Here is a 14,617-nt window from a genome sequence, read left to right as displayed (position 1 = left end):
CCACTGCTCCGACACCTGTGCAACATGGCGCGCGTGCAATCCACAAATGGGAATTCCCTTTATGAAACGTTTTCTTAGCATCGCCATGGCGTTGTGCATCGGCTTGACGATGAGCCTGGACGCCAACGCCAAACGCTTCGGTGGCGGCAAAAGCTCTGGCGCAGCGCCGACTCACCAAACCAGTCAAATGGCTCCATCCACCGGTGCCGGCGGTGCTGCCGCCACTGCGGGTGCTGCCGGTGCGGCTGGCGCTGCTGCCAAGGCCGGCGGTGCTTCGCGCTGGTTGGGCCCTCTGGCCGGCATCGCCGCCGGTGGCCTGCTCGCGTCCATGTTCATGGGCGGCGGCTTCCAGGGCATGCAGATCTTCGACATCCTGATCCTGGCCGTCATCGCGTTCGTGATCTTCCGCTTTATCGCCGCCCGTCGCCGCAAGCAGCAGGAGCACCTGGCTCCAGCCGGCGCGCCGATGCAGCGTGAAGTGTTCGAGCAGAAGCCAGCCATGGGTTCGATCTTCGGTGGCTCGGCAGCACCTGCCGCCGCCCGTCCGGTGATCAACGCTCCGGCCTGGTTCAATGAAGAACGTTTCGTCGAAGCGGCCCGCAGCCACTTCCAGTCCCTGCAACAGCACTGGGACGCCAACGAAATGGACAAGATTGCCGAGTTTGTGACCCCGCAACTGCTGGAGTTCCTCAAGCGCGAACGCGCCGAGATCGGCGATGCGTTCCAGTCGACCTACATCGACGACCTGCGCGTACAGCTTGAAGGCGTGGATGATCGTGCCGACAAGACCATTGCCACCCTGACCTTCAGCGGCGTGTCGAAGTCGTCGCGTTTCGACCAGGGCGAGGTGTTCAGCGAAAGCTGGAACATGGAACGTGCCCAAGGCGAGAACCAGCCATGGCTGGTCGCCGGTATCCGCCAGAACAGCTGATACTCACGCGTTTGAGCAAGCGGTAACAAAAACCCCGGACATGTCCGGGGTTTTCTATTTCACGGTTGCACTTATAGCGAGCTACTGTATAAAACGCCCCTATAAACCGCGCCATCTAGCAAGAGGATCCCGGCCGTGGAAGAAATCATCGAACAATTGCGTGAAGCCAACGAACCGGTCCCGGTTCCTTTGGAGCTGCCTGACGAAGACCTGCTGGTGGAGATTGAGGAACAATTGTTCATCGACATCCCCTTTGTCTTCCGCGAATTCCTGCTGACCGTCAGCGACGTGGTGTACGGCAGCCTGGAGCCGGTGACCGTCACCGATCCGCAATCCCACACCTACCTGCCGGACGTTGCCGCCAATGCCTGGGATGCCGGTGTTGATCGCAGCCTGATCCCGATCTGCCAGGACGGCGATGACTACTACTGCGTCGAAGAGGACGGCACCGTGGTGCTGTGGTCCGGTGAAGAAGAGCTCGTTACCGAAGAAACCTGGGAATCGGTATGGCACTGGGCGCGGGACGTCTGGCTGGAAAGCTGAGCCTCTTGTAGGAGCCGAGCTTGCTCGCGAGAAACCTGAGGGCGCCGCTGGGTGTCAGGTTTCCCGCGTTATCGTTAACGATCTTCGCGAGCAAGCTCGCTCCTACTGCGTATCCTTGTGGTTATCCAACGTTTCCAGCAAGGCAACCTGCATCCGTGTATGCACACGAATAAACCAGCGCCAAAGCACCGCAGCCACCGCCGCCGTGACCACGGCAATCAGCACCAGCAACTTGTTGGTCGGCAGAATGCTCGCCGACAAGGCTGCCAATAGCAGGAAGATCACCAGCAGCGAGAGCAGCGGAATCAGCTCCGCAATCACCCGCCGCACACGCTGGGTATGCCGCCCGGCCATCTCCGGCTTCACACTCATCTCTGCCAACAACATCGACAGCGCCTTGAGCTTGCGATACGCCGCAATCAGAAACGGTAGCGACAACAGCAGCGCACCGCCCCAGATCAACGCCTTCTGCCAGCTCTGATCACTGATCCAGCCTTCCAGATACCCGCCGATGCGCGCCGCGAAAAAACTGCCGGCAAAGAAGATCGCGATCACCAGTGCCAGATTCACCCCGACTTGCAGGATGATCTTGCGGATCATCGACGCCAGCATCGCACCCTCGCCCTGAGGCTGAATGCTGCGCAGCCATTCGCCATACATCCCGAATACCCGGCTCATGCGCTTGGGCATTACCGCCGCGATTTTCAACGACAGTGGGTCCGCGCCGCGAATCAGATAGGGCGTGAGTAAGGTCGTAATTGCCGAAACAGCCACGGCTACCGGGTACAGGAAGTCGCTGGTCACCTGCAGGGTCATGCCCAGTGCTGCAATGATGAAAGAAAATTCGCCAATCTGTGACAGTCCCATCCCCACTCGCAGCGAGGTGCGACCGTCATTGCCGGCAATAAACGCGCCCAAACCACAGGAAAGCATTTTGCCCAACACCACGGCCACGGTGATCACTGCGATCGGCCAGGCGTATTGCAGCAAGATCTGCGGGTCGATCATCAAGCCAATGGCGACAAAAAAGATTGCGCTGAACATATCGCGAACGGGCTCGATCAGGCGCTCGATCTTAATCAACTGACGAGATTCAGCCATGATCGCGCCAATCAGGAAGGCGCCGAGCACCATGCTGTATTCCAGTTTCACCACCAGCAGGCAGAAGCCGAAACACAAGCCCAACACGGTGATCAGCAGCATCTCGTTGCTTTCGAACCTGGCCACGTAAGCCAGCAGGCGCGGCACCAGCAATATGCCGATTACCAGCGCGACGATCATGAACAGCGAGAGTTTGCCCACAGTGGAGAACACTTCGCCGGAGCTGACGGTGCCACTGACGGCGATGCTCGACAGCAGGGCAATGATGCCGATGCCCAGGATGTCCTCGACGATCAACACCCCGAAAATCAGCTGGGCGAAACGCTGGTCTTTCATCTTCAGGTCATTGAGGGCCTTGACGATGATGGTGGTCGAGGAGATCGCCAGGATCGCGCCGAGGAACAGCGAGTCCATGGTGCTCCAGTCGAACCAGCGGCCAATCTCATAGCCGATCCAGATCATCAGGACGATTTCCAGGAAGGCGGCGATAAACGCCGTGGCCCCCACCTTGAACAGCTTGCGCAGGCTGAACTCCAGGCCCAGGCAGAACATCAGGAAAATTACCCCAAGCTCAGCCAGGGTCTTGATCGTGTCTTCATCGTGGATCAGGCCAAACGGCGGGGTATGAGGGCCGATAATGAAGCCAGCGACGATGTAGCCCAGCACCACCGGCTGCTTGAGGCGGTGAAACAGGATGGTCACGACCCCTGCCACCAGCATGATCACGGCCAAGTCCTGGATAAAGCTGATGGCGTGCATGGCGAGGGGCTCCTTGAGGTACCGGCGCTTTTCCTACTTCCGGCCGCCTTTGTACGGTCGCAAAGAGCGGAAGGAAAAGTCTGCCTTGATCGTAAGAAAAGCCCTGAGATGGGCTTTTGAAGGTTAACACCGCGACTTCTGCTGAAAAGCCGGTGCAATATATGGAAACAGATCGATGCACGCGTGACGGCAAGCTGCCCACCGGCGTCCCGTTAGGGATGGCGCTGCAAAGACACCAGCACCCGCAGAGGTGCCCTCCCCCCAACCAATGCCTACAACCCGTGAGTGTGCTATGGAACCCGGAAACGCCCAGCTGTCGATGACGGTACTGATGACCCCTGACATGGCCAATTTCTCAGGCAATGTCCACGGCGGCACGCTGCTCAAGTACCTCGACGAAGTGGCCTACGCCTGCGCCAGCCGTTATGCCGGTCGTTATGTGGTCACGCTGTCGGTGGACCAGGTGATTTTTCGCGAACCGATCCATGTCGGTGAGCTGGTGACTTTCCTGGCGTCGGTTAACTACACCGGCAACACGTCGATGGAAGTGGGCATCAAGGTGGTGACCGAGAATATCCGTGAACGCTCGGTGCGCCATACCAACAGCTGTTTCTTCACCATGGTGGCCGTGGACGACCAGCGCAAACCCGCCGCCGTGCCGCCGTTGCAGCCGCAGAACAGCGAGGATAAGCGCCGCTTTGTGCAGGCCCAGCAGCGTCGGCAGATTCGCCAGGAATTGGAAAAACGCTACCGGGAAATCAAAGCCGACGCGCCGTAAACTCCAAGCGGTGAATCAACTCAAAAAAGTGTGGGAGCGGGCTTGCCCGCGATAGCAGTGGTTCAGTCGACATCTCTTTGACTGAGACTCCGTCATCGCGGGCAAGCCCGCTCCCACATTGGGATCTGTGTCATTACAGGCTGATCGGTGTGGCTTCGAAGCGCACACGAGGATGAGCGATGCGATCCTGGGCACGCACCAGTTCCAGTTCATAACTGGCGCAGGCCTGGGTCTCCAGCAGCACTTCATGCACAGCCGCGGCGGTGAACTCAAAGGCTGCCACCAGGCTATCGCCCAACAGCACCCGCGCCAGGAACAGACCCGACGTCAGGTCGCCCACGCCCACCGGCTGACGCGGGAACGCCAGCAGCGGCCGACGCAAGTGCCAACTGCCATCGGCCGTCACCAACAGCATTTCAAACCCTTCAGGCAGTTTGCCTGGGTAATCCAGGTGCTTGACCAGCACTGCTTTGGGCCCGCGCGCCAACAACGCCTTGGCCATGGCCAGGCAATCGAACAGCGATTGCGGCTTGCGCCCGGCAAAACTGTCCAGCTCCAGTTGGTTGGGGCACAGGAAATCCGCCATGGCAGCAGCTTCATCAAGCAGGAAATCGCTGACCTCCTGCGGCACGATGCAGCCCTTTTCCGGGTGGCCCATCACCGGGTCGCACAGGTACAGCGCCTTGGGGTTGATCGCTTTGATACGCGCCACACCGCTGAGGATGGCGCGGCCCTGGTCTGCACTGCCCAGGTATCCGGACAGCACTGCATCACAGTTGCCCAACTCACCAATCGCGGCGATACCCTCTACCAGCGCCGGAATTTGCTGCGGCGCCAACACTTCGCCCGTCCACTGTCCATACTGAGTGTGGTTGGAGAACTGCACCGTGTTGAGCGGCCACACGTTCACTCCCACACGCTGCATGGGGAACACGGCGGCGCTGTTTCCGGCGTGGCCAAAGACCACATGAGACTGGATCGCAAGCAGATGAGGTGTGCGTTTCATGCGGGAGATTTCCGTAAAGCCGTTGAAATTCTGGCCGCGCAGTATGCGACTAAACGCAGCCTGTACGACAGACCGGCGACGCAGTTAAGCTGCTCTCACTTTGTTGGAGTTCATGGAATGCTGACCCTGGGAAACATGTTCGTGTTGATGCTGCTGGCGACTGGCGCCGCCTGGGTTTGGCACAACCACGGCCTGCGTGAGCGGGCGCTGGAGCGGGTCAAGCAGCATTGCGCCAAGCTTGATATCGAGTTGCTCGATGGTGCGGTTGCGTTGAAACGCATCGGTTTCGTGAAGGATGCCAATGGCCAGCGGCGCCTGGCACGCATCTACAATTTCGAGTTCACCGTGACCGGGGAAGCCCGCCATGCCGGGACGATCACCCAATTCGGCGCCCACAGTGCACTGATCGAACTGGCGCCCTACCCGTTCGAAGCCAAGGAGCCACTGCCCAGCGCCGAAGTGATCGAGTTGAGCCAATGGCGCCAGGATCGCGCCACCAAGAACCGTCAGTAGCGGCAGGCGGCCAGCGCAGTCTGTAATGTGGCCACGTCCTGTGGTTCGCTGAAGATCAATTCGATACGTGAATCCCGTCGCCATTCGCTGGGTTGCCAGGTTAGAGCGCTGTTATCCACAGCGTTGGCCGAAACCCAGTTGTCACCGCTGTGGATAACCAGTTTGGCACGGCACCAGTCGAGGCCTGACAGCCAGTGATGCAGGCGGTTGAGATCAAAATGCTGGCTGGAGTGCCAGCGCCAGCCGATACTCCAGCCCCCCTCCTGGCCCTGACTCAAACAGATGGGCACCGCAGGATCGCTCCAGATCGCAGGCATTTGCGCGAGGCCTTCAGGCACCTCGAAGTTATCCACAGCCGCTTGGGCCTGCGCATTCAAGCCCGGCAACTGGTCGATGGGTAGCTGTGCCTGGCGTGTCCAGTAAAGCGTGGAATCGGGTAACTGCCGTTCAATCGCCTGACGTTGCTCGGCATCCAGGTCTTCTTCCTTGTTCAACACCAGAAGGCCAGCACTGGCTAACGCCGCCTGCTGTGCCTGCGGCAAGGGCTTGCCCGCTGCCAGCGCCTGGGCATCCAATACCAGCACGCAGGGCTGCACGGCCAGTACGTCTTGCCATGGCGCTTGCCGCAGTTGTTTGAGCAACTGCGCGGGATGACCCAACCCTGAAGGTTCGATAAACAGCCGATCCGGTTTGGCCTTACGCAGCAAACGGCCCAGGCCTACCTGAAACGGCGCACCATTCACACAGCACAGGCAGCCACCCGCCACCTCGCCCAAAGCGACGCCGTCAGCGTCTTGAGTCAACAAGGCAGCGTCCAGGCCAATCTGGCCGAATTCGTTGATCAGCACGGCCCAGCGCTCGTTGGCCGGGCGCTGAGCGAGCAGGTGCCTGATCAGGCTGGTCTTGCCGGCACCCAATGGCCCGGCAATCACATGGGTGGGAATGTTCTGCAGCATTGGTAGCATCATTCTGGCCGTGTAGTGCGTCTGATCCTACGCGGTTATGCCAGCCAATCCAGCGTCAGGATCAACCGACGCTCATCGGGCTTGAGCGCCGGCGAACGATGGATCAGGCCATGCCCCTCGTTGCCATGCCATTTGGTGCCCTTGAGCAGCGCCACCTCACCGCAGTGGATCTGCTCGATACGCTCGCTAGGCTCGGCGTCCGCCTGGCTCAGTTTGCGGCGGTCCATCACACCTTCGCGCAACCATTGGCTGCCGATACCGGCATAGGTGGTGATCAGCCGAACCGGCACATGATCCACATGAAATCGCGGGCACATGGCCTTGTCCAACAGCCGCAAACGTACGCCAATACGCCTGGCGCCGAGCAGGCAGGCAAATGCACTGACCAGCCATGACACATCGGCGATAAAACCCTCGTAGCCCTCAAGATCGCGACAACTGGATGCCAGCCCCTGCAAGTTCGGCACGGCATCTTCGCCGTCGAGTTCAATCACCAGGGATTCGGCGAGCGGCTCATTGAGCGCCACCAGCAAGGCGCCGAACTCGGCGATATGCAGGGGCAGTTGGCGCTGCCATATCGCCAGGTTAATGCCATCTTCGAGGATATCGGACAGCGCCAGCGGGGTTTGCCCACTGGTCTGGCGGATCACGGGGCGCAAGGGGATAACCGGGGCCAGCATCAGGCGACCTGCTCATACCAAGGGCCGAAAGGATCAGGCAGCTGGCGCCAACCTTCCACACCCAGGGCCATCTCTTCATCATTGAGCAAACAGGCATCCAGTTCGGCACGCATCAGGTTGAAGTCGATGTTTTGCCCGATAAACACCAGCTCCTGGCGGCAGTCCCCGGTGCTCAATTGCCAGTTGCCCATGATCGCCGCCACGCTTTCCTCGTCTTGAGGCCACTGGCTTTTTGGCACAAAGCGCCACCAGCGGCCGGCAAAGCCATGGCGCATCAGGCCCCCGGCCTGGGACCAACTGCCGGCGTCCTGATGTTTGCTGGCTAACCAGAAGAAGCCCTTGGAGCGCAACAGCTTGCCGTTCACCCAGGGGCGATCGATAAAGTCGAAAAAACGCTGTGGATGAAAAGGCCGGCGCGCTCGGTAAGCGGTGGAGGCGATGCCATATTCTTCAGTTTCCGGCACATGCTCACCGCGCAACTCCTGCAGCCAACCTGGCGCCTGGGCGGCCCGTTCAAAGTCGAAGCGCCCGGTGTTGAGGATTTTGTGCAGCGCCACCTCGCCCATGACCATCGGGATGATTTCGGCCTGGGCATTGAGGCGCTCAAGGATGGCCATCAATTCTTCACGCTCGCGACTGCTGATCAGGTCGATTTTGCTGATGAGGATGACGTCGGCGAATTCGATCTGTTCGATCAACAGGTCAGTGATGGAGCGCTCGTCCTCTTCACCCAGGGTTTCGCCGCGGGACGCCAGGCTTTCGGCGGCCTGGTAGTCGAGCAGAAAGTTCATACCATCGACCACCGTGACCATGGTGTCCAGGCGAGCAATGTCTGCCAGGCTTTGCTCGTTTTCATCGCGAAAAGTGAAGGTCTCGGCCACTGGCAGCGGCTCGGAGATACCGGTGGATTCGATCAGCAGGTAATCGAAGCGCCCCTCTTTGGCGAGCTTGGCGACTTCTTCCAGCAAGTCTTCACGCAAGGTGCAGCAGATGCAGCCGTTGCTCATTTCCACCAGTTTTTCTTCGGCACGATTGAGCGTGACGTCGCGCTGCACCTCGCTGCCGTCGATGTTGATTTCACTCATGTCGTTGACGATCACCGCTACCCGCAGGCTGTCGCGGTTGCGCAGAACATAGTTGAGCAGCGTGCTTTTACCGGCGCCGAGAAAGCCGGACAACACGGTCACGGGGAGACGATTGGGCATCAGGTATTCCTCATCAGGGTTGGCCGGTCAAACTGCCCGTTTATGGCGTTCGCGCAGCTCTTCACGTTCTTTGGCTTCGATACACAGGGTTGCGGTAGGACGCAGCAGCAGGCGTTGCAGGCCGATGGGCTCGCCGGTTTCACGGCACCAGCCGTATTCACCGCGGGCCAGCAGCTCCATGGCGTCGTCGATCTTGTCCAATAGCTTTTTTTCCCGCTCCAGCAGGCGCAGCTGCCATTGGCGCTGCTCTTCAGCGCTGCCGATATCCGCCAGGTCGCTGTTGGTTTCCTGTTCGCGCAGCAGCTGGAACTGCGTGTCGATGCGGGCTTGCAGTTCATCGCGTTGAGCCAGCAGCAGCTCGCGGAAGAATCGCTGCTGGGCTTCACTCATGTAATCAGCAGGCGGTTGAGCCAGGAGATCTTGTTCGGTCATGGGAAACGGTTCACGGGTGGGGCTGTGTTTTTATGTTATAGTATAACAATACAAATAAGCCAATCCCTCTTGCTCGTCGCGACGAAGGGCGCAATGCTTGATCACCTCTGAACCCCCGAGAAACACGATGAGATACGTGTTATGCGCCTTGCTATTGGCAGCTGCAGGCTCTGCCTGCGCACAAGCCCCAAGCCTGTTGGCCAACTGCACCCGCAGCGCCACCTTGTTGGCTTGCGTGGACCCGCTGGGGAATGCCTATAGCGTGGCGACTGCGGGCAACATCACTTACATGCGCGGTTTCGAAGTGATCGGTAAACGCTATTGGGCGCAAACCAATAGCCGCTACGGGCAGCTGACGTTCTTTACCGGGTTGGCGTCCGATGGCGAGGCATGGGTTGGCTACACGCGTCGCGTGGGCTGGACCACCATCAACCGCTTTTCCAGTTCAGGCGGCACCAGCGCCAAGTTCACTTGCAACCGAATGACCGGCTGTTAGGCCTGGGTTTTCTGCTGTTCCTGCGCCCAAGCCATGTAGCTGTTGATGGGCGGGTTCTTTTGGAAGTACTGCTTCAACCCCTCAAAAAGCCCATCCGCCACCGCCTGCTGATGACGCGCCGTGCCCAGCCGCTGGGCGTCCCGTGCATTGGAGATAAACCCGGTTTCAACCAGGATCGAGGGCACGTCCGGTGACTTGAGCACCGCGAAACCTGCCTGTTCCACGCGCTTCTGATGCAGGCTGGTGATGCTTTGCAGGCTGCCCAATACCGCGCTGCCCAGTTGCAGGCTGGAGGCGATGGTAGCGTTCATGGACATGTCGAGAATCACCCCGGCCAGCATCGGGTCCTTGTCCTTCAGATTGAGTAACGTCGTGGCGCCCAGCAGGTCTGCGCCGTTCTCGCGCTGAGCCATGAACCGCGCCGTGGCAGAAGTTGCCCCGCCTTCAGACAACGCATACACCGAAGCGCCCGATGCAGTAAGCCGTGGCGCGGCGTCGGCGTGTACCGAGATGAACATATCAGCCTTGTGCTTACGGGCGATCTCCACGCGCTTGCGCAGCGGTACGAAGAAGTCGTCATTGCGCACCAGCTTTACGGCAAAACCCTTCTCCCGTTTCAAACGTTTAGCCAGCAACTGGGCGATCGACAGCACCACATCCTTTTCGCGCTGGCCCTTGGAGCCAACGGCGCCCGGATCTTTGCCGCCATGGCCGGGGTCAACCACCACAATGATGTCGCGTTTGGGGTGCGCCTTGTCCACCGGTACCACCAGGGGCGCCGGTTCGGCTGCGATTTGACGGGGCGCGCGCGTGGCGTTGGTCAGGTCCAGCACCAGGCGATGACCTTGGCCATCCTGGGGCGGCAACACAAAACTGTTGAGCTGCATTGGCGCGACCAGATCCAGCACGATACGCGTATCGCTCTTGCCGAAATGCCCGGAGCGTATCGAGGTAATCCCACTGCTCTTCAGTGCCAGTTGGGAAAAATCGCCGCTGAGTCCGGCGCCACTCAAGTCGATGATCAGGCGGTCCGGCGACGTCAGGGAGAACGTCTTGTATTGCACCGGGCCGCTGAGGTCGAACACCAGCCGCAGCTTGTCGTCCGAACGCCACAGGCGCGCATTGCGGATCTGCGTGGCGTAGGCCCCCAAAGGCAAAGTGAACAAGGGGCTGACCAGCAGCAGGTTAAGGAGCTGACGTCTGTGCATGACATATACCGCAGATAAAGGAGCATCCCTACTCGACGTGACTGAACAAAGGCGGGGACAGAAATTTCATCGTAGCGGTTATTGTTATACTATAACATGACGAATCATTTCCAACGATGGACCTGCTCATGAATGCGCTGACTCTGCCGGATATCGCCGCGCAGGCTTCACGCCAAGCCTTGCCGCTCGACTGGGTGGGCATGTGCGGCATTGCCCTGCCTGTGTTGCTCGAAGGCCAACGCCTGGCCGCCATCGCCGATGCGGGCGTAAGCCTGGACGACGGCACGGCCCGTGGCATTCATATGTCACGCCTTTATCTGGCCTTGGAAATGCTCGAGCAGCAACCGCTAACGCCGGCACTCTTGCGTAATGTACTGCAGCGTTTTCTCGACACACATGAAGATTTATCTAAGGACGCCTACCTGCGTATTCACACAAATTTGTTGCTGAAACGCCCCGCACTGGTCAGCCCTTTGGAGGGTTGGAAAAGCTATCCGGTCAGCATCGAAGCGCGTCTTGAAAATCAGATGTTCCACGTGGAACTAAAAATTGACGTTACTTATTCCTCAACCTGCCCTTGCTCCGCCGCCCTCGCCAGGCAACTGATTCAGCAGCAGTTTCTCCAGGATTTTGCCCACACACCTTTGCAGCATGAAGCCGTATTGACCTGGCTCGGCAGTGCCAACGGCATTGTCGCCACGCCCCACAGCCAGCGCAGCAGCGCGCAGTTAAACGTCCAACTGCAAGGTGACGACCTGGCGATCGTCGACTTGATCAACGCTGCCGAAGCCGCTCTCGGCACCGCCGTGCAAACCGCTGTGAAACGTGCGGATGAACAAGCGTTCGCCCTGGCTAACGGGCAGAACCTGATGTTCTGCGAAGACGCCGCTCGCCGCTTGAACCTCGCCTTGAAGCGCTCGGATGCCGTCAAAGCCTTCCACCTCAAAGTGGTCCACGCCGAAAGCCTGCACGCGCACGATGCGGTGGCTGAAAGCCGCTGGACGAGAGACTTTGCATGATTACCTGTAACGCTTTGCGCTGGGGAGCCCCCGGGCAACCACTGACGCCGGCTCTGAACGTGACACTGGAAAAAGGTAGTCTCACGGGCATCATCGGCGCCAATGGCACCGGCAAGAGCAGCCTGCTCAAAGTGATCGCCGGGCTGCAAAAGCCGCTGACGGGCAAGGTCTGTGTCGATGTTCCACGTCGCGGCGGCTTGTCGTTCCTGCCCCAGCAACAGCACCTGGATCGTCAGTTTCCGATCAGTTTGCAGGAGTTGGTCGCTGCCGGCTTCTGGGGCACCCAATTGAACGCACACCAACGCAACGAGCGCCTGCGTGCGGTAATGGAAGACTGGTGCCTCAGCGGTTTGGAACAGCGCCCGCTGATGGCGCTATCCGGTGGCGAACTGCAACGCGCGCTGCTCGCCCGTATGAGCCTGGCCGACTCACCCATCCTATTGCTCGACGAACCCCACGCAGCCCTCGACGAAGACGGCCAGGCACTGTGCTGGAAACACATCCACGCCTGGCACAGCCAAGGCCGCACGCTGGTGGTGGTCTGTCATGACCTGGCGTCCGTGCGTCACCACACCCAGCACGTGCTGCAGATCAAAAATACCGGCTGCGTATTCGGCCCCAGCAAAGAGTTGATCCGCCCGCAACCACAGATGCAGGTGGCCTGATGCACCTCACCGCTCACCTGTGGCTGCCCTTCCAGGATTTCGTGTTTATGCGCCGCGCGCTGATCGGCGGGTTAGTGCTTGCTTGCAGCACCGCCCCCCTTGGCGTGTTCCTGATCCTGCGACGCATGAGCCTGATCGGTGACGCCGTGGCTCACGGCATTCTGCCCGGCGCTGCACTGGGCTTTTGGTTCGCCGGGTTGAGCCTGCCCGCGCTGACCCTCGGCGGCCTTGGCGCGGGTTTGAGCATGGCCGGTCTGGCCGCGTGGGTCACCCGCCGCACAGGGCTACGTGAAGACGCCAGCCTCGCCGCTATTTACCCCATCTCGCTCGCCGCTGGTGTACTGATCCTCGGTATCGCCGGTAAACGTCTGGACCTGCTGCACCTGTTGTTCGGCTCCGCCCTGGCGGTGGACGAAACCACACTGACCGGAATGCTCTGGGTGTCCGGCTTCAGCCTGATCGCCATGGCGCTGATCTACAAACCTCTGCTGCTCGACACCCTCGACCCGCTGTTCCTGCAAACCGTCAGCCGCCTCGGCCCACTGGCCCATGGCCTGTTCCTGACGCTGGTGGTGCTGAACCTGGTGATCGGCTTTCAGGCCATCGGCGCCCTGATGGTAGTGGGCTTGATGATGCTGCCGGCCATCGCTTCACGCTTCTGGAGCCGGCGCCTGCCGGTGTTGATCGCAATATCGGCAGTGCTCGGATGCCTGTCGGTGTGGCTGGGTTTGCTGCTCTCGTTCTACTACTCACTGCCCAGCGGCCCGGCAATCGTGCTCGTGGCGGGCGTTGGGTATGCGTTGTCCGTGGTGTTCGGTCCGGTGCATGGTTTGTTGCGCCGCCCGCCTTTGCCTACATCCTCATGAGGTGTTTCCCGATGCGCGCTCTTCTCGTGTTGTTCAGTCTGTTGCTGCCGCTGTCGATGGCTCACGCCGCCGACAAACTCCAGGTAGTTACCAGCTTCAGTATTCTCGATGACATCACCCACCAGATCGGTGGCGACCATATTCAGATCAGCAACATGGTCGGCCCGGACGCAGACGCTCATACCTATGAACCCACGCCGGATGACGCCAAGGCGCTGCTCAAGGCCAAAGTCATCATCAAGAACGGCCTGGGTTTCGAGCCGTGGCTGGATCGCCTGGTCACCAGCACCGAAACCACCGCTACGGTCGTCACCGCCAGCAAAGGCGTGATTTCCCATACCATGGACGAAGACGGCGAAACCATTCCCGACCCACACGCCTGGCACAACCTGGCCAACGCCGAAATTTATGTGAGCAACATCACCAAGGCATTGGTGGCCGCAGACCCTGCCAACAAAAGCGACTACCTGCGTAACAGCCAGGCTTACCTGAAGCAAATCCACAGCCTGCTGGCCGAGGCCAAGACCCGGTTCGCTGCGCTGCCGTCGGGCAATCGCCGCATCGTCACGTCCCATGATGCCTTCGGTTACCTGGGCCAGGCGTATGGCATCCAGTTCCTCGCGCCCCAGGGCTTGTCCACCGAGCGTGACCCCTCGGCTGCCGAAGTCGCCGCGCTGATCACCCAGATCCGCAAAGACAAGGTCAAAGCCGTGTTCATCGAAAACATCAAGGACTCACGCCTGCTCAAGCAGATTGCCGATGAAAGCGGCGCGCAGATCGGCGGCACGCTGTACTCCGACGCCCTTGCCGCGCAAGGCCCGGCCAGCACCTTTATCGGGCTGTTCGAATACAACCTCAATACCCTGTGCGCAGCGTTGAGCAAACCATGATCCGTAAAAACCCTTCCGGCGACCTGCCGGTGATTGCCGAATCGGCCTACGTCGACAAGACCGCGATCATCTGCGGCAAGGTCATCATCGGCGAGAACGTCTTCGTCGGCCCCTACGCTGTGATCCGCGCCGACGAAGTCGACGCCAGCGGCGCCATGGACCCGATCACCATCGGCGCCAACTCCAACATCCAGGACGGAGTGGTGATCCACTCCAAGTCCGGCGCGGCGGTGACCATTGGCGAATTCACCTCCATCGCCCACCGGTCCATCGTCCATGGCCCCTGCACGGTCGGCGACCGCGTGTTCATCGGCTTCAACAGTGTGCTGTTCAATTGCGCCGTCGGCGATGGTTGCGTGGTGCGCCACAACTCGGTGGTCGACGGTCGCGACCTGCCCGCCGCCTTCTACGTACCCTCCACTACTCGCATCGGGCCCAACACCGACTTGTCGCAATTCCCGCCGGTGAGTGTCAGTGCCTCGGAATTTTCCGAAGACGTAGCGCGCACCAACGTCGATCTGGTGCGCGGCTACAAAGCCTTGCAAAACGAGTTCTGAACC

The 14,617-nt window shown here is 60.1% G+C and carries 17 protein-coding genes; 10 read left to right on the top strand and 7 right to left on the bottom strand.

Annotated features, from left to right (window positions below; genetic code table 11):
• Window positions 1-61: 61 nt before the first annotated feature.
• Window positions 62-931: a Tim44 domain-containing protein gene (locus TX23_RS09010; protein ID WP_057701893.1), complete on the top strand. Its 870-nt coding sequence runs from the start codon at window positions 62-64 to the stop codon at window positions 929-931.
• Between the two features lie 135 nt (window positions 932-1,066).
• Entirely contained in the window at window positions 1,067-1,474 is a 408-nt protein-coding gene (locus TX23_RS09005) for an SMI1/KNR4 family protein (protein WP_034129154.1), read from the top strand.
• A 102-nt stretch (window positions 1,475-1,576) separates the two neighbouring features.
• Here the strand turns inward: TX23_RS09005 and TX23_RS09000 are convergent, their stop codons facing one another.
• Window positions 1,577-3,334, bottom strand: coding sequence for a cation:proton antiporter (locus TX23_RS09000; protein WP_057701892.1), 1,758 nt, complete (start codon window positions 3,332-3,334; stop codon window positions 1,577-1,579).
• A gap of 292 nt (window positions 3,335-3,626) precedes the next feature.
• Between TX23_RS09000 and TX23_RS08995 the strand changes: the two genes are divergently transcribed.
• A complete protein-coding gene (locus tag TX23_RS08995; protein ID WP_003195747.1) occupies window positions 3,627-4,112 on the top strand; it encodes an acyl-CoA thioesterase in 486 nt (161 codons plus the stop codon).
• Window positions 4,113-4,245: 133 nt separating this feature from the next.
• Here the strand turns inward: TX23_RS08995 and pdxY are convergent, their stop codons facing one another.
• Complete coding sequence (pdxY, locus tag TX23_RS08990) at window positions 4,246-5,118, bottom strand: pyridoxal kinase PdxY (protein WP_057701891.1); 873 nt, start codon at window positions 5,116-5,118, stop codon at window positions 4,246-4,248.
• 117 nt (window positions 5,119-5,235) lie between these two features.
• Between pdxY and TX23_RS08985 the strand changes: the two genes are divergently transcribed.
• Window positions 5,236-5,631 carry a DUF3301 domain-containing protein gene (locus TX23_RS08985; RefSeq protein ID WP_057701890.1) on the top strand — a complete coding sequence of 132 codons (396 nt, stop codon included), beginning with the start codon at window positions 5,236-5,238 and terminating at the stop codon, window positions 5,629-5,631.
• On the opposite strand, the gene TX23_RS08980 is transcribed toward TX23_RS08985, so the two are convergent.
• The 4 genes from TX23_RS08980 to dksA are packed head-to-tail and all read right to left on the bottom strand — an operon-like array spanning window position 5,625 to window position 8,913.
• The gene (locus tag TX23_RS08980; protein WP_057701889.1) at window positions 5,625-6,587 is read right to left on the bottom strand and encodes a CobW family GTP-binding protein; all 963 of its coding nucleotides are present in this window, start codon (window positions 6,585-6,587) and stop codon (window positions 5,625-5,627) included. The genes TX23_RS08985 and TX23_RS08980 overlap by 7 nt on opposite strands.
• A 44-nt stretch (window positions 6,588-6,631) precedes the next feature.
• Window positions 6,632-7,276, bottom strand: coding sequence for a DUF1826 domain-containing protein (locus tag TX23_RS08975; protein WP_057701888.1), 645 nt, complete (start codon window positions 7,274-7,276; stop codon window positions 6,632-6,634).
• Window positions 7,276-8,481 (bottom strand): zinc metallochaperone GTPase ZigA, encoded by a 1,206-nt coding sequence (zigA, locus tag TX23_RS08970; protein WP_057701887.1) that lies wholly within the window; start codon window positions 8,479-8,481, stop codon window positions 7,276-7,278. The genes TX23_RS08975 and zigA overlap by 1 nt, the downstream gene beginning before the upstream one ends.
• Before the next feature lie 27 nt (window positions 8,482-8,508).
• Complete coding sequence (dksA, locus tag TX23_RS08965; protein ID WP_057701886.1) at window positions 8,509-8,913, bottom strand: RNA polymerase-binding protein DksA; 405 nt, start codon at window positions 8,911-8,913, stop codon at window positions 8,509-8,511.
• A 127-nt stretch (window positions 8,914-9,040) separates the two neighbouring features.
• Between dksA and TX23_RS08960 the strand changes: the two genes are divergently transcribed.
• Window positions 9,041-9,409, top strand: a complete 369-nt coding sequence (locus TX23_RS08960) for a hypothetical protein (RefSeq protein WP_057701885.1) — start codon at window positions 9,041-9,043, stop codon at window positions 9,407-9,409.
• On the opposite strand, the gene TX23_RS08955 is transcribed toward TX23_RS08960, so the two are convergent.
• A complete protein-coding gene (locus TX23_RS08955; protein WP_057701884.1) occupies window positions 9,406-10,617 on the bottom strand; it encodes an N-acetylmuramoyl-L-alanine amidase in 1,212 nt (403 codons plus the stop codon). The genes TX23_RS08960 and TX23_RS08955 overlap by 4 nt on opposite strands.
• A gap of 128 nt (window positions 10,618-10,745) precedes the next feature.
• Here TX23_RS08955 and folE2 point away from each other — a divergent pair, with 128 nt between their 5' ends.
• From folE2 to TX23_RS08930, 5 genes are read left to right on the top strand one after another with little or no spacing between them, the layout of a single operon-like run.
• Window positions 10,746-11,636, top strand: coding sequence for a GTP cyclohydrolase FolE2 (folE2, locus tag TX23_RS08950; protein ID WP_057701883.1), 891 nt, complete (start codon window positions 10,746-10,748; stop codon window positions 11,634-11,636).
• Window positions 11,633-12,301 carry a metal ABC transporter ATP-binding protein gene (locus TX23_RS08945; protein WP_057701882.1) on the top strand — a complete coding sequence of 223 codons (669 nt, stop codon included), beginning with the start codon at window positions 11,633-11,635 and terminating at the stop codon, window positions 12,299-12,301. The genes folE2 and TX23_RS08945 overlap by 4 nt, the downstream gene beginning before the upstream one ends.
• Window positions 12,301-13,167, top strand: a complete 867-nt coding sequence (locus tag TX23_RS08940) for a metal ABC transporter permease (protein ID WP_057701881.1) — start codon at window positions 12,301-12,303, stop codon at window positions 13,165-13,167. The genes TX23_RS08945 and TX23_RS08940 overlap by 1 nt, the downstream gene beginning before the upstream one ends.
• 11 nt (window positions 13,168-13,178) lie before the next feature.
• The gene (locus TX23_RS08935; RefSeq protein WP_057701880.1) at window positions 13,179-14,057 is read left to right on the top strand and encodes a metal ABC transporter substrate-binding protein; all 879 of its coding nucleotides are present in this window, start codon (window positions 13,179-13,181) and stop codon (window positions 14,055-14,057) included.
• Window positions 14,054-14,614 carry a gamma carbonic anhydrase family protein gene (locus tag TX23_RS08930; RefSeq protein ID WP_005792581.1) on the top strand — a complete coding sequence of 187 codons (561 nt, stop codon included), beginning with the start codon at window positions 14,054-14,056 and terminating at the stop codon, window positions 14,612-14,614. The genes TX23_RS08935 and TX23_RS08930 overlap by 4 nt, the downstream gene beginning before the upstream one ends.
• Window positions 14,615-14,617 lie beyond the last annotated feature (3 nt).

Source organism: Pseudomonas paralactis, assembly GCF_001439735.1.
GTDB lineage: Bacteria > Pseudomonadota > Gammaproteobacteria > Pseudomonadales > Pseudomonadaceae > Aquipseudomonas > Aquipseudomonas paralactis.
The sequence above is the reverse complement of the archived record's forward strand: the minus strand, read 5'-3'. Positions and strand labels throughout refer to the sequence as shown.

What these genes read in the sequence shown, in the direction of transcription:
- TX23_RS09010 (WP_057701893.1), top strand. Translation starts at nt 62, where the DNA reads ATGAAACGTTTTCTTAGCATCGCCATGGCGTTGTGCATCGGCTTGACG.
- TX23_RS09000 (WP_057701892.1), bottom strand. Translation starts at nt 3,334, where the DNA reads ATGCACGCCATCAGCTTTATCCAGGACTTGGCCGTGATCATGCTGGTG.
- TX23_RS08995 (WP_003195747.1), top strand. Translation starts at nt 3,627, where the DNA reads ATGGAACCCGGAAACGCCCAGCTGTCGATGACGGTACTGATGACCCCT.
- pdxY (WP_057701891.1), bottom strand. Translation starts at nt 5,118, where the DNA reads ATGAAACGCACACCTCATCTGCTTGCGATCCAGTCTCATGTGGTCTTT.
- TX23_RS08985 (WP_057701890.1), top strand. Translation starts at nt 5,236, where the DNA reads ATGCTGACCCTGGGAAACATGTTCGTGTTGATGCTGCTGGCGACTGGC.
- TX23_RS08980 (WP_057701889.1), bottom strand. Translation starts at nt 6,587, where the DNA reads ATGCTGCAGAACATTCCCACCCATGTGATTGCCGGGCCATTGGGTGCC.
- TX23_RS08975 (WP_057701888.1), bottom strand. Translation starts at nt 7,276, where the DNA reads ATGCTGGCCCCGGTTATCCCCTTGCGCCCCGTGATCCGCCAGACCAGT.
- zigA (WP_057701887.1), bottom strand. Translation starts at nt 8,481, where the DNA reads ATGCCCAATCGTCTCCCCGTGACCGTGTTGTCCGGCTTTCTCGGCGCC.
- dksA (WP_057701886.1), bottom strand. Translation starts at nt 8,913, where the DNA reads ATGACCGAACAAGATCTCCTGGCTCAACCGCCTGCTGATTACATGAGT.
- TX23_RS08960 (WP_057701885.1), top strand. Translation starts at nt 9,041, where the DNA reads ATGAGATACGTGTTATGCGCCTTGCTATTGGCAGCTGCAGGCTCTGCC.
- TX23_RS08955 (WP_057701884.1), bottom strand. Translation starts at nt 10,617, where the DNA reads ATGCACAGACGTCAGCTCCTTAACCTGCTGCTGGTCAGCCCCTTGTTC.
- folE2 (WP_057701883.1), top strand. Translation starts at nt 10,746, where the DNA reads ATGAATGCGCTGACTCTGCCGGATATCGCCGCGCAGGCTTCACGCCAA.
- TX23_RS08945 (WP_057701882.1), top strand. Translation starts at nt 11,633, where the DNA reads ATGATTACCTGTAACGCTTTGCGCTGGGGAGCCCCCGGGCAACCACTG.
- TX23_RS08940 (WP_057701881.1), top strand. Translation starts at nt 12,301, where the DNA reads ATGCACCTCACCGCTCACCTGTGGCTGCCCTTCCAGGATTTCGTGTTT.
- TX23_RS08935 (WP_057701880.1), top strand. Translation starts at nt 13,179, where the DNA reads ATGCGCGCTCTTCTCGTGTTGTTCAGTCTGTTGCTGCCGCTGTCGATG.
- TX23_RS08930 (WP_005792581.1), top strand. Translation starts at nt 14,054, where the DNA reads ATGATCCGTAAAAACCCTTCCGGCGACCTGCCGGTGATTGCCGAATCG.